The sequence below is a fragment of the Aeromicrobium jepli genome (assembly GCF_047246605.1).
Classification (GTDB): domain Bacteria; phylum Actinomycetota; class Actinomycetes; order Propionibacteriales; family Nocardioidaceae; genus Aeromicrobium.
Window position 1 is genome coordinate 181,937 of the sequence record NZ_JBFOKO010000004.1, and the last position, 11,792, is coordinate 193,728.

An 11,792-nucleotide genomic window follows, 5' to 3' on the forward strand; every position below is an offset into this window, starting at 1 on the left:
ACCTCCGGGACGAGGAGGACGACCATGGGCTGGACGGACGATCTCAGGCGCTGGCGCCTCGAGCGTGACCGGAGGCCGGGCGCGCGCACGCAGCGGGGCGTCGCCTACGCCACGGCGGGCATCGTCCTGGCGATGCTGCTGCTGAGCTGGATCTGGGCCGCCTCCCACCCCAAGCCCGATCCCGGCGAGACGGGACGCTTCGTCTACGGCGTCACCCTGTTCGTCGTGTTCGCCGCAGCCGGCGCGATCGGCGCCGCCCTGGGCTTCCTGTTCGGCCTTCCCCGTGCGCGGGTCTCCGAGCCGCTGACCCAGACGAGCGGCGAGGGCGCTCCGACCGGCGTCACGCGGGTCGTCGGGCGGAACTACCTGGCCAACTCGAACCTCATCAAGGTGTCGGACTGGCTGACGACCATCGTCATCGGCCTGACCCTCGTGAACCTCGGCAAGATCGCCCCGGCCGCCAGGCGACTCAGCAGCCGGCTCGAGGAGCCGCTCGGCGGGTCCTCCGGCGCCGCCACGCTGGGTCTGGCCGTGATCATCTTCGGCGCCGTGTGCGGCTTCATCCTGATGTACCTCTACGTCAGCATCCGGATCCGCGAGCTGCTCGAGGACGCCGAGGACTCCGAGGTCGCCGTCCCCGAGTTCGTCGACCTGGACGTCGCCACGGCGAAGCGGCTCGCGAGCGGGCTGTCGATCACGCTGACCGTGCCCGACGGCACTGCGGACACGGCGACCATCACGGGGCAGTGGCCCGACGCGGGCACGGTCATCGGCGGCGACAGGAACGTCTACACCGCGGTCTAGCGTTCGGCCGAGTTCTGGCAGAGGTGCCCACTATGTTGGGTGCCATGGACCCGGCACCTCGTGGCTGAACGCGCTCCTGCCGACGGGCGTGGCGATCGCCGTCGGCGACCGCTTGGGGCGGGCCGCGAAGGCACTGCCCTCCACCGATCACGAGACAGGCGAGAAGGACTCCCGCACCCGTGAGCAGAAGCAGGCCGACCTGCTCGCCCACTGGCTCACGTCCTCCGAGGGCACGCAGACCGACATCCGTGCCGAGGTCGCCATCGGCATCACCGCCACCGACCTCATCGGCCTCACCGACGGCCCCGGGCTGACACTCGACGGCGAGCCCGTCGGCAGCGCATGGGTACGCGAGCTGGCCCAGTCCGAGCACACCGTCTTCCGCCGACTCGTCCTCGACCGCCTCGGGCGAGTGCTCGACACCGAGGTGATCGGCTACCGGCCGACCGCGGCACTGAGACAGGCGCTGCGATGGCGGGACGGCACCTGCCGGGTCGCCGGCTGCCGGGCCCCGGCGCATCAGTCGGACCAGGACCACGCGCTCACCCTGTCCGCGCGGTGGGCCGAGCGGTACCGCTCGGCCTGAGCCGGCACGTTGCGCACGTCACGAGAACCGGTGTCGACCACGACCTCCCCAACGCGTACATTGGTGAGGCTGACCTAAGGTGGTCCGCCCTGCTTCCCGAAGGTGAGCTGCATGCTCGGCACGTTCCTGATCGGCCTGCGCGAGGGCCTCGAGGCCTCGCTCGTCGTGGGCATCCTCATCGCCTACGTCCGCAAGATCGGGCGCGACGACGTGCGCCCGCGCATCTGGACCGGCGTCGGCGCGGCGGTCGTGCTGTCGCTCGGACTCGGCGCGCTGCTGACGTACGGCACCTACGGACTGACCTTCGAGGCGCAGGAGATCATCGGCGGCAGCCTGTCGATCCTGGCCGTCGGCCTCGTCACGTGGATGATCTTCTGGATGGCACGCACGGCGCGCGGCCTCAAGCGCGAGCTCGAGCACCAGGTCGACTCTCGCCTGGACGGTCCCGGCTGGGGACTCGTCGCGATCGGCTTCCTCGCCGTCGCCCGCGAAGGGCTCGAGACCGCGCTGTTCCTGTGGAGCGCCGTGAACGCCGCGGGCGACGGCGGCGACGGGCGCCTCGCCTGGCTCGGCGCCGTGCTGGGACTGCTCACCGCCGTGGCCATCGGCTGGGCGATCTACCGGGGCGTCGTCCGCATCAACCTCGGCACGTTCTTCACCTGGACGGGCGCGCTGCTGATCGTCGTGGCCGCCGGCATCCTCGCCTACGGCGTCCACGACCTGCAGGAGGCCGGCGTCCTGCCCGGCCCGTGGACCCAGGGCGCATCGGCGTGGGCGTTCCAGCTCAGCGACACGATCGACCCGTCCGGGCTGCCCGCCGCCCTGCTCAAGGGCACGATCGGCTTCTCCCCCGACATGACCAAGCTCGAGCTCGCCGTCTGGGCCGTCTACCTGGCCGTCGTCGGCACCCTCTACTGGCGCGCCACGCGGCGCACCCGCCCGGCGGTCAAGGCCGCCCCGACCGAAGGAACCCGTGCATGAACCGTCGCACCCGCCCCATCGCGCTCGCCGTCGCCGTCACGGCGTCGCTCGCGCTGAGCGCCTGCGTCAAGAACTCCGACTCCGACGACGCCGGCATCGAGGTGACCAGCACGGCCGACTCCTGCGAGGTCTCGGCCGCGAAGGCCGAGAGCGGGACGCTGACGTTCGACGTGACCAACGACGGCTCCAAGGTGACCGAGTTCTACCTGCTCGACAGCGACCAGCTCCGCATCGTCGGCGAGGTCGAGAACATCGCGCCCGGCACGTCGCGCACGCTCACGGTCCAGGCGCAGCCCGGTGAGTACTACACCGAGTGCAAGCCCGGCATGGTCGGCGACGGCGTCGGCAACGCGAAGTTCACCGTCACCGGCGACGAGGTCGCTCTCGACCAGGACGAGCAGCAGGCGTTCGACGCCGCCGTGGACTCCTACACCGCCTACACGAAGGACCAGGTCGGCACGCTCGTCACGCAGGTCCGCAAGTTCGTCGACGCGTACGTCGCCGGCGACGACGAGAAGGCGCGGGCGCTGTTCCCCATCGCGCGCATCAACTACGAGCGCATCGAGCCGACCGCCGAGCAGTTCGGCGACCTCGACCCCAAGATCGACTATCGCAAGCCCGGCGCCGAGGCCGAGAACCTGCCGTTCACCGGCTTCCACCGCATCGAGATGGACCTGTGGCTCGACGAGGCGCGCAAGAACTACCCCGGCGAGAAGCTGACGGCGCTCGAGGAGGCCGGCCGCCGCCAGGTCGGCGAGCAGCTCGTCACCGACATCGAGGCGCTCTACGACAAGGTCCACTCCGACGCGTTCGTGCTCGAGATCGGCAACATCACGAACGGCGCCATCGGCCTGCTCGACGAGGTCGCCTCCCCCGACGGCAAGCTCCCCGGCGAGGAGGACGAGTTCAGCCACACGGACCTGTACGACTTCTACGCCAACGTCGAGGGCTCCAAGGTCGCCTACGAGTCCGTCCGCGACATCGCCGAGGCCAAGGGCGCCGAGGGTAAGCAGCTGGTCGAGCAGCTCGACGAGCAGTTCGCCGCGATGTTCGCGCTGCTGGAGAAGTACGGCAGCTACGAGGACGACTTCGTCTCCTACGACACCGTGAAGCAGCCGCAGCGCAACGAGCTCGGCGCCCAGCTGAACGCGCTGAGCGAGCCGCTGTCGCAGCTGACCGACGCGGTCCTGGGCGGCTCGGCGTCATGACCGGTCCCCGGCTCTCCCGTCGCTCCGCCCTCGGCCTGCTCGGGGCCGCGGGCGCGGCCGGGGCCGTCGGGGCGGCCGGCGGGTTTGCGGCCGGACACGCGCAGGACGAGGCCCCGAGCGCGAGCGACCTCGTCGTGCCGTTCCACGGGGCGCACCAGGCGGGCATCACCACGGCCGTGCAGCAGCACCTGTACTTCGCGACGTTCGACATGACCAGCACGGCCACGCGTGAGGACCTCGAGTCCCTGCTCGCCGACTGGACCGACGCCGCGGCGCGGATGACCCGCGGCCAGGAGGTCTCGCCCGAGGGCGCGGTCGGCGGCGGCCCGTACAAGCCGCCGGAGGACACCGGCGAGGCGCTCGGCCTGCAGGCCAACGCCCTGACGATCACGTTCGGCTTCGGCCCGACGCTGTTCGCCCGGAAGCGTTTCGGCATCGCCGACCGCCGCCCGGCCGAGCTGGTCGAGCTGCCGTCGTTCGCGTTCGACCTGCTCGAGGACCGGTTCAGCGGCGGTGACCTGTGCATCCAGGCGTGCGCCAACGACCCGCAGGTCGCGGTCCACGCGATCCGGAACCTCTCACGCATCGCGTTCGGCCGGGCCCAGGTCCGCTGGACCCAGCTCGGCTACGGCCGCACGTCCACCACCTCGAAGGCGCAGTCCACGCCGCGCAACCTGTTCGGGTTCAAGGACGGCACCGCCAACATCTTCAGCAACGACGACCGGGACCTGGCGACGTGGGTCTGGTCCGACGGCGCCGACCAGCCGTGGATGGAGGGCGGCACGTTCCTCGTGGCGCGCAAGATCCAGATGCTCATCGAGTCCTGGGACCGCGTCCGGCTCGAGGAGCAGGAGGCGATCGTGGGCCGCGACAAGGGCGAGGGCGCTCCCCTGTCCGGCGGCACCGAGTTCACCGAGCCCGACTTCTCCGTGTTCTCCACGAAGGCGGCCGGGCCGGCGATCCCGATGGACTCGCACGTGCGGCTCGCGCACCCGGAGAACAACGGCGGGGCCCGCCTGCTGCGCCGCGGCTACAACTACGTCGAGGGCAACAACGACCTGGGCCAGCTCAACGCGGGGCTGTTCTTCCTGGCGTTCGGCCGATCGCCGCAGCAGTTCATCGACATCCAGCGCTCGCTCGCCGGCGACGCGCTCAACGAGTACATCCGGCACATCGGGTCGGCGATCTTCGCGATCCCGCGCGGAGTCCGCCCCGGCGAGTCGATCGGCGCCGGCCTGTTCGCGTAGTCGCCGCGGCGAACCTACGCTGCTGGTGTGACAGCAGTGACTCGGCAGGGTCTCGTCACCGGGGCCGTCGTGCTGGCCCTCGTGGCAGCGGTCGCCGCTGCGCTGCTGCTCTCACGCCCGCCCGAGGACCGCTTCGTGGCCGGCCCGCAGCCCACCCTGCCGATCCCCACGCGGTCGGCCGCGCCCACCCCCACGCCGGAGCCCGACCCCTGCCGCGGCGGCGCCGACCGTCCCTTCACGCCGGCGTCCATCGAGGTGGCCGGGCAGGCCCATCCGGTCATGGAGCTGCCGCGGGATGCGCGCGGCGTGCCGGGCGTCCCGCCGCTGACCGACGAGGGCAAGTGGACGTGGGGCTGGGACGGCGCCCCCAGTCCGCTGCCCGGGGCCCGGCGCGGCCACGTCCTGGTGAACGCGCACACGTACCCGGACGGCTCCGCGCTGGGCAACCTGCTGCTCGACCGCCTCGAGGACGGCGACGTGCTCGTCGTCCGGGGCGAGGGGCAGGTGCAGTGCTACGCGGTCGAGCGCGAGCTCGAGGTCCCGGCCGACAGCCGCGACAGCGGCTACGAGAACCCGCGGGGCCCGGCACGCCTGGCCATCCTGGCGTGCTCGGGCACCCGCACGGGTCCGGGCGAGTGGTCGCACCGGACGATCTGGTTCGCGAAGGCGGTGGACGCTACTCCGCGGAGCGCGGCGCGACATGCGCCACCGTCGACAGCAGCCCGTTGACGAACTTCGGCGACTCGTCCGTGGACAGCTCGGTCGCCAGCTCGACGGCCTCGCTGATCGCCACGGCGTCCGGCACGTCGTCGACGTGCAGGATCTCGAACACGGCGATGCGCAGCAGGTTGCGGTCGACCGCGGGCATGCGGTCGAGCGGCCACGCGTGCGAGTGCTCCTCGAGCAGGGCGTCGATCTGCGTGGCGTTGGCGGCCACGCCCTCGACGAGGCTCACCGTGTACGGGTTGACCGGCGGGTCGTTCAGCTCGAGCCGCTCGGCCAGCGTGCCGTCCGCGGGCAGTCCGCGGGACTCGGACTCGAACAGGATGTCCAGGGCCCGCTTGCGGTACTTGGTGCGTGCAGCCATCAGGCCTTCACGCGACCGAGGTAGCTGCCGTCACGCGTGTCGACCTTGATCTTCTCGCCGGACTCCAGGAACAGCGGGACCTGGATCTCCTTGCCGGTCTCGAGGCGCGCGGGCTTCGTGCCGCCCGAGGAGCGGTCGCCCTGCAGGCCCGGGTCGGTGTGCTCGACGACGAGCTCGACCGAGGCCGGCAGCTCGACGTAGAGGACGCGGCCCTCGTTGGTCGCCACGACGGCGTCCTGGTTCTCCAGCAGGTAGTCGACGGTGCTGCCCATGACCTCGGGCGTGACCTCGATCTGGTCGTACGTGGAGGTGTCCATGAACACGTAGTTCGTGCCGTCGTTGTACAGGTACTGCATGTCGCGCTTGTCGACCGTGGCGGTCTCGACCTTCGTGCCGGCGTTGAAGGTCTTGTCGAGGACCTTGCCCGACTCGACGTCCTTGAGCTTGGTGCGGACGAAGGCGGGGCCCTTGCCCGGCTTCACGTGCTGGAACTCGATGACGGCGAGGAGCTTGCCGTCGATCTTGAGGACCATGCCGTTCTTGAGGTCGTTCGTGGTTGCCATCAGTGGATCTCCAGGAGTTCTTTCGTCGTCTCGGTGAGCACGTCGGGCTCACCGCCGTGGTCGGGGTCGGTGACGAGGACGGTGTCCTCGATGCGCACGCCCCCACGGCCCGGCAGGTAGATCCCCGGCTCCATCGTCAGGACGGTGCGACTGGCCAGTCTACCGGGGTGCGCGGAGCCGATGAACGGGTCCTCGTGGATCTGCAGCCCGACGCCGTGGCCCAGGCCCGTCGTGAAGGCGTCGATCCAGCCGGACTCCTCCAATGAGCCGCGGGCCGCGGTGTTCGCGTCGGCCACCGGGACGCCGGGCCGCAGCCGGTCCAGCCCGGCCGCCTGGGACGCCTTCACGGCCGCGTGGATCTCGCGCTGCCAGTCGGCCGCGGGACCGAGGACGACGGTGCGCGTGCAGTCGGCGTGGTACCCGTCGACGCGGGCGCCGAAGTCGATCTTGAGCAGGTCGCCGCGTCGCAGCTCGCGGTCGGTGGGCTCGTGGTGCGGGATCGCGCTGTTCTCCCCCGCCGCGAGGATCGTGTCGAACGCCTTGTCCTCGGCGCCGAGCTCGAGCATCCGCCACTCGAGGTCGCGGGCGACCTCGCGCTCGGTGCGGCCGAGCAGCGGCCCGGCCAGCAGCGCCTCCAGCGCCTGCACCGAGATCTCGCAGGCGCGGCGCAGCGCGTCGACCTCGGCGTCGTCCTTGACCTCGCGCAGCCGCTCGATCAGTCGCCCGGACGGCTCGGGGCGACCGAGCTTCTCCCACGAGTCGACGTCGATCAGGTGGGTCTCGGCGACGAGGTCGGCCGGAGCGCGGCCGGCTGCGACGCCGATGATGTCGCGGGTCACGACGACCTCGAGCTCGAGCCCGGCCGCGGCGAGCTGCTCGGCGGCCTGGTCGCGGTACCGGCCGTCCGTGAGGAACACCGGGTCGCCGTGGGTCGGCACCAGCAGCGCGCCGTTGGAGCCCGTGAACCCCGTCAGGTACCGCACGTTGACCAGGTCCGAGACGTACATGGCCGCGTGGCCCGCCTCGGTGAGCAGGTCGCGCAGGCGGGTCAGTCGCTGCTCAGTCACGGACGGCCTCCCAGCACTCGCGCAGCAGGTCCTCGGACGGGCCGGCGAGGATCCGCGGGCTCGCCAGCGCGTCCAGGACGACGAAGCGCAGCTGGTCGCCGCGGGTCTTCTTGTCCAGCCGCATGCCGCTCAGCAGGTCCTCGAACGAGGCGCCGCCGTAGGTCGTGGGCAGGCCGGCCAGGCCGAGCGTCGCGCGGTGACGGGCGAGCAGGTCGGCGTCGATGAGGCCGCTGCGGTGCGCGAGCTCGGCCACGAACACCATGCCGACGCTGATCGCCTCGCCATGGCGGATCGTGTACCTCTCGTGGCGCTCGATCGCGTGCCCCAGCGTGTGGCCGTAGTTGAGCGCCTCGCGGCCGATGGAGCCGTCGGCGCCGGTCTCGCGCAGGTCGCCGGCGACGGTGCGCGCCTTGACGGCGATGCCCCGGGCGACGAGGTCGGCGAGCAGGTCGTCGGCCGGGTCGAGCGCCCGCTCGGGCGTGGCCTCGACGTCGGCGAGGATGGTGGGGTCGGCGATGAAGCCGCACTTGACGACCTCGGCCAGTCCGCCGCGCAGCTCGCGCTCGGGCAGCTCGGCGAGCGTGCTGAGCTCGCACAGCACGCCGATCGGCTCGTGGAACGCGCCGACCAGGTTCTTGCCGGCCGCGACGTTGATGCCGGTCTTGCCGCCGACGGCGGCGTCGACCATGCCGAGCACCGTGGTGGGCACCGTCACGCACCGCACGCCGCGCAGCCAGCTCGCGGCGACGAAGCCGGCCAGGTCCGTGGTGGCCCCTCCCCCGACGCCGACGACCAGGTCGGAGCGGGTGAAGCCGTGCAGGCCGAGCTGGTCCCAGCAGTGCGCGAGGAACTCGACGGTCTTGGCCTGCTCGCCGTCGGGCGCCTCGATGAGCAGGACCTGCCGGCCGGGCAGGTGGCGCGCGAGGCCCTCCGCGACGCCCAGCACCGGTCCGGCGTGGATGATCGCGACGCGCACGGCGTCCTCGGGCACGAGGGTCTCGAGCTCGCCGAGCACGTGGTGGCCGACGACGACCTCGTACGGCTGGGCCGTGGAGACGGCGACGCGGCGGGTCATCGGCCGAGCTCCGCCAGGACGCGCTCGACGACCTCGTCGGGGCTGAGCTCGTTCGTGTCGATCGTGAAGGTGGCGACCTCGGCGTACAGCGGCCGGCGCGCGTCCATGAGCTGCTTGAGCTGGCTGCGGACGTTGCCCAGCAGCAGCGGCCGTCCCGAGTTCATCCCGACGCGCGTCGCGGCCTGCGCGAGGCCGACGTCGAGGTGGAGGACCGTCTGGTCCGCGAGGAGCCGTCGGGTCCCGGGGTCCATCACCGCTCCTCCGCCCAGCGCGAGCACGCCGTCGTGGGTGCGCAGGGCCTCGGCGACCGCAGCCGCCTCGAGGGCACGGAACGCGGGCTCGCCGCGGCCGACGAAGATGTCCTGGATCGACTCGCCCTCGGCGGCCTCGACGTCCTGGTCGGTGTCGCGCACGGCGACGCCGAGCCGCTCGGCGAGCAGCTCGGCGACCGTGGTCTTGCCCGCACCCGGCGGGCCCACCACGACGACGACCGGGCGGGTGCCGGTCACCGGTACCTCAGGTTCTCGAGGTAGGTCCGCACGTTGCGGCGCGTCTCGCCGACCGAGTCGCCGCCGAACTTCTCCAGCAGCGCGTCGGCCACGACGAGCGCGACCATCGCCTCGGCGACGATGCCCGCCGCGGGCACGGCGCAGACGTCCGAGCGCTGGTGGTGCGCCCGGGTCTCCTCGCCGGTATGGACGTCGACCGTGCGCAGCGCGCGCGGGACCGTGGCGATGGGCTTCATCGCCGCGCGGACGCGCAGCAGCTCGCCCGTCGTCATGCCGCCCTCGGTGCCGCCGGAGCGGCCCGAGACGCGGCGGATGCCGTCCGCCGTGGGGACGATCTCGTCGTGGGCGGCCGAGCCGCGCGTGCGCGCGAGCTCGAAGCCGTCGCCCAGCTCGACGCCCTTGATCGCCTGGATGCCCATGAGGGCGGCGGCCAGGCGGGCGTCGAGGCGGCGGTCCCACTGCGTGTGCGAGCCCAGGCCCGGCGGCAGGCCCTCGACGAGCACCTCGACGACGCCGCCGAGCGTGTCGCCGTCCTTGTGCGCGGCGTCGACCTCGGCGACCATCGCGAGCGACGTCTCGGGGTCGGCGCAGCGCAGCGGGTCGGCGTCGAGGCGGTCGACGTCGTCGTGCGTGGGCAGCACGCCTGCAGGCGCCTTGACGGTGCCGAGCTCGACGACGTGGCTGACGATCGTGGCGCCGGTGGTCTGCGCGATGAACTGCGCGGCGATCTCGCCGAGCGCGACGCGGGCCGCGGTCTCGCGGGCGCTGGCGCGCTCGAGGATCGGGCGGGCCTCGTCGAAGTCGAACTTCTGCATGCCGGCCAGGTCGGCGTGGCCGGGACGCGGCCGGGTCAGCGGCGCGTTGCGCTTGAGGCCCGCGAGGGTCTCGGGGTCGACCGGGTCGGCCGCCATGACCTGCTCCCACTTGGGCCACTCGCTGTTGCCGATGCGCATCGCGATGGGGCTGCCGAGCGTGCGGCCGTGGCGGATGCCGCCGATGATCTCGAGCTCGTCGGCCTCGAACGCCATGCGGGCGCCGCGGCCGTAGCCGAGACGGCGTCGCGCGAGTGCGGCCTGGATCTCCTTGCTCGTCACCTCGACGCCGGCCGGCAGGCCGTCGAGCGTGGCAACGAGAGCGGGGCCGTGGGATTCCCCGGCAGTCAACCAACGAAGCATGGGGCCGATTCTCTCAGACCCACAGCGCGGCGAACGCACCGAGCAGCAGGTATGGACCGAACGCGATCGGCGTGTGCGTCCCGAGGCGTCCGCGCGCCAGCACCAGGCCCACGACCGCGCCGATCACGAGGCCGAAGAACACCCCGTAGAACGTGGCCAGGTAGCCCAGCGGGCCGAGCGCCACGCCGATCACGGCGGACAGCCGGATGTCGCCGTAGCCCATGGGCCCGAGCAGCCCCAGCACGAAGTAGCCGCCGAACACCGCGACGTTCCCGATCAGCGCGTGCAGCAGGACCCACGGGTCCTCCAGCAGCCACGCGCTGAGACCCACGAGCAGCCAGCTGACGACGTACAGCGGCGCGACGATGAGGTACGGCAGCAGGTGCACCTTCCAGTCGACCCAGGCCAGGACGGGGGTCGCCGCCGCGATCGGGATCCACACCGGCAGCAGCCTCGGCTCGGTGATCGTGGCCGCCGCGATCCCGGCGAGCGCGATGGCCGGCAGCATGAGCCACACGCCCAGGCGCGGGGTGCTCGCGAGGACCGCGTACTCGATCTTCTCGGGCATGTCCGGGTCGGGCTCGCTCTGCGGCTCCGGCAGCCGGGCGAGCAGGAGCGGCGAGAGCGCGGCCAGCAGGCCGGCCAGCACCATGGCGAGGATCGTCATGACGGGCACGAGTGGCACCCTAACGGCTGGCGAGCGCCTCCAGTGCCGCGTCGCGCAGGACCTGTGGATCGACGACCTCGCCGGTCATCAGGTCGACCTGCAGGACGGCCTGGTGGGCCAGCAGGTCGAGTCCGCTGACCAGCGGCGTGCCGTCGGACTGCGCCGACCGCATGAGCACGGTCGGCCACGGGTCGTAGACCACGTCGAAGACGGCGTCGGCCGCGCCGACCCACGCGTGCTCGTGGCCGGCGACGGCGGAGCCCGGGACGGTGGAGACGAGCAGGTCGTCGGTCTCGGCGACGTCCACGTGCAGCCCCACGATCGAGACCGCGAGGCCGAGCGACTCGATGGCGCGCGCCGTCGTGGCCGCGCGGGCCTCCTCGCGCACGCGCAGCTCGACGCGGGCGGCGCCGAGGCGCTTCGCCGCCAGGGCGAGCGACGCCGCCGTGGCGCCGGCGCCGAGGATCCGGACGGACTCCACGGCGTCGATGCCGACCTCGCGCAGGGCGTTGATCGCGCCGGGCACGTCGGTGTTGTGCGCGGCCCAGCCGCCGTCGTGCGCCACGAGCGTGTTGGCGACCCCGAGCGCCTGGACGTCGGCGTCGCGGGTCACCCCGAGCGCGGCCGCCTCGCGCTTGAGCGGCGCCGTGACGGAGTAGCCGCGCCAGCCCTCCCGGTGCTCCGAGACGAACTCGCGCAGCTCGCCCTCGGCCACGTCGAACGCGCCGTAGCTCCACTCGAGCCCGAGCGTCGCGTAGGCGGCCCGGTGCATCGCCGGCGAGAGCGAGTGCGCGATCGGTGAGCCGAGGACGGCGCACCTCAT

Annotated in this window: 14 protein-coding genes; 6 read left to right on the top strand and 8 right to left on the bottom strand. The window is 72.4% G+C overall.

Features of this window, described 5'->3' with window-relative positions:
- The first annotated feature begins 24 nt into the window (after positions 1 to 24).
- From AB3M81_RS10040 to AB3M81_RS10065, 6 genes are all read left to right on the top strand, one after another.
- On the top strand, positions 25 to 804 hold the full coding sequence (locus AB3M81_RS10040; protein ID WP_412903769.1) for a hypothetical protein: 780 nt from the start codon (positions 25 to 27) through the stop codon (positions 802 to 804).
- On the top strand, positions 719 to 1,390 hold the full coding sequence (locus AB3M81_RS10045) for a DUF222 domain-containing protein (protein WP_412903905.1): 672 nt from the start codon (positions 719 to 721) through the stop codon (positions 1,388 to 1,390). Before AB3M81_RS10040 ends, AB3M81_RS10045 begins: the two co-directional genes overlap by 86 nt.
- A 111-nt stretch (positions 1,391 to 1,501) precedes the next feature.
- On the top strand, positions 1,502 to 2,371 hold the full coding sequence (gene efeU, locus AB3M81_RS10050) for an iron uptake transporter permease EfeU (RefSeq protein ID WP_412903770.1): 870 nt from the start codon (positions 1,502 to 1,504) through the stop codon (positions 2,369 to 2,371).
- On the top strand, positions 2,368 to 3,579 hold the full coding sequence (gene efeO, locus AB3M81_RS10055) for an iron uptake system protein EfeO (protein ID WP_412903771.1): 1,212 nt from the start codon (positions 2,368 to 2,370) through the stop codon (positions 3,577 to 3,579). The genes efeU and efeO overlap by 4 nt, the downstream gene beginning before the upstream one ends.
- Positions 3,576 to 4,826 carry an iron uptake transporter deferrochelatase/peroxidase subunit gene (efeB, locus tag AB3M81_RS10060; protein ID WP_412903772.1) on the top strand — a complete coding sequence of 417 codons (1,251 nt, stop codon included), beginning with the start codon at positions 3,576 to 3,578 and terminating at the stop codon, positions 4,824 to 4,826. The genes efeO and efeB overlap by 4 nt, the downstream gene beginning before the upstream one ends.
- Before the next feature lie 27 nt (positions 4,827 to 4,853).
- Positions 4,854 to 5,555 carry a class F sortase gene (locus AB3M81_RS10065; protein ID WP_412903773.1) on the top strand — a complete coding sequence of 234 codons (702 nt, stop codon included), beginning with the start codon at positions 4,854 to 4,856 and terminating at the stop codon, positions 5,553 to 5,555.
- On the opposite strand, the gene nusB is transcribed toward AB3M81_RS10065, so the two are convergent.
- From nusB to AB3M81_RS10105, 8 genes are read right to left on the bottom strand one after another with little or no spacing between them, the layout of a single operon-like run.
- A complete protein-coding gene (nusB, locus tag AB3M81_RS10070; RefSeq protein ID WP_412903774.1) occupies positions 5,503 to 5,913 on the bottom strand; it encodes a transcription antitermination factor NusB in 411 nt (136 codons plus the stop codon). The genes AB3M81_RS10065 and nusB overlap by 53 nt on opposite strands.
- On the bottom strand, positions 5,913 to 6,476 hold the full coding sequence (gene efp / locus AB3M81_RS10075; protein ID WP_412903775.1) for an elongation factor P: 564 nt from the start codon (positions 6,474 to 6,476) through the stop codon (positions 5,913 to 5,915). The genes nusB and efp overlap by 1 nt, the downstream gene beginning before the upstream one ends.
- Complete coding sequence (locus AB3M81_RS10080) at positions 6,476 to 7,543, bottom strand: M24 family metallopeptidase (RefSeq protein WP_412903776.1); 1,068 nt, start codon at positions 7,541 to 7,543, stop codon at positions 6,476 to 6,478. The genes efp and AB3M81_RS10080 overlap by 1 nt, the downstream gene beginning before the upstream one ends.
- On the bottom strand, positions 7,536 to 8,618 hold the full coding sequence (gene aroB / locus AB3M81_RS10085; RefSeq protein ID WP_412903777.1) for a 3-dehydroquinate synthase: 1,083 nt from the start codon (positions 8,616 to 8,618) through the stop codon (positions 7,536 to 7,538). The genes AB3M81_RS10080 and aroB overlap by 8 nt, the downstream gene beginning before the upstream one ends.
- Positions 8,615 to 9,127: a shikimate kinase gene (locus AB3M81_RS10090; RefSeq protein WP_412903778.1), complete on the bottom strand. Its 513-nt coding sequence runs from the start codon at positions 9,125 to 9,127 to the stop codon at positions 8,615 to 8,617. The genes aroB and AB3M81_RS10090 overlap by 4 nt, the downstream gene beginning before the upstream one ends.
- Complete coding sequence (aroC, locus tag AB3M81_RS10095; protein WP_412903779.1) at positions 9,124 to 10,302, bottom strand: chorismate synthase; 1,179 nt, start codon at positions 10,300 to 10,302, stop codon at positions 9,124 to 9,126. Before aroC ends, AB3M81_RS10090 begins: the two co-directional genes overlap by 4 nt.
- Before the next feature lie 13 nt (positions 10,303 to 10,315).
- On the bottom strand, positions 10,316 to 10,969 hold the full coding sequence (locus AB3M81_RS10100; protein ID WP_412903906.1) for a prepilin peptidase: 654 nt from the start codon (positions 10,967 to 10,969) through the stop codon (positions 10,316 to 10,318).
- 19 nt (positions 10,970 to 10,988) lie between these two features.
- Positions 10,989 to 11,792 carry a shikimate dehydrogenase gene (locus AB3M81_RS10105; protein WP_412903780.1) on the bottom strand — a complete coding sequence of 268 codons (804 nt, stop codon included), beginning with the start codon at positions 11,790 to 11,792 and terminating at the stop codon, positions 10,989 to 10,991.

What these genes read in the sequence shown, in the direction of transcription:
- AB3M81_RS10100 (WP_412903906.1), bottom strand. Translation starts at nt 10,969, where the DNA reads ATGACGATCCTCGCCATGGTGCTGGCCGGCCTGCTGGCCGCGCTCTCG.
- nusB (WP_412903774.1), bottom strand. Translation starts at nt 5,913, where the DNA reads ATGGCTGCACGCACCAAGTACCGCAAGCGGGCCCTGGACATCCTGTTC.
- efeO (WP_412903771.1), top strand. Translation starts at nt 2,368, where the DNA reads ATGAACCGTCGCACCCGCCCCATCGCGCTCGCCGTCGCCGTCACGGCG.
- efeU (WP_412903770.1), top strand. Translation starts at nt 1,502, where the DNA reads ATGCTCGGCACGTTCCTGATCGGCCTGCGCGAGGGCCTCGAGGCCTCG.
- AB3M81_RS10105 (WP_412903780.1), bottom strand. Translation starts at nt 11,792, where the DNA reads ATGAGGTGCGCCGTCCTCGGCTCACCGATCGCGCACTCGCTCTCGCCG.
- AB3M81_RS10040 (WP_412903769.1), top strand. Translation starts at nt 25, where the DNA reads ATGGGCTGGACGGACGATCTCAGGCGCTGGCGCCTCGAGCGTGACCGG.
- aroC (WP_412903779.1), bottom strand. Translation starts at nt 10,302, where the DNA reads ATGCTTCGTTGGTTGACTGCCGGGGAATCCCACGGCCCCGCTCTCGTT.
- efp (WP_412903775.1), bottom strand. Translation starts at nt 6,476, where the DNA reads ATGGCAACCACGAACGACCTCAAGAACGGCATGGTCCTCAAGATCGAC.
- aroB (WP_412903777.1), bottom strand. Translation starts at nt 8,618, where the DNA reads ATGACCCGCCGCGTCGCCGTCTCCACGGCCCAGCCGTACGAGGTCGTC.
- efeB (WP_412903772.1), top strand. Translation starts at nt 3,576, where the DNA reads ATGACCGGTCCCCGGCTCTCCCGTCGCTCCGCCCTCGGCCTGCTCGGG.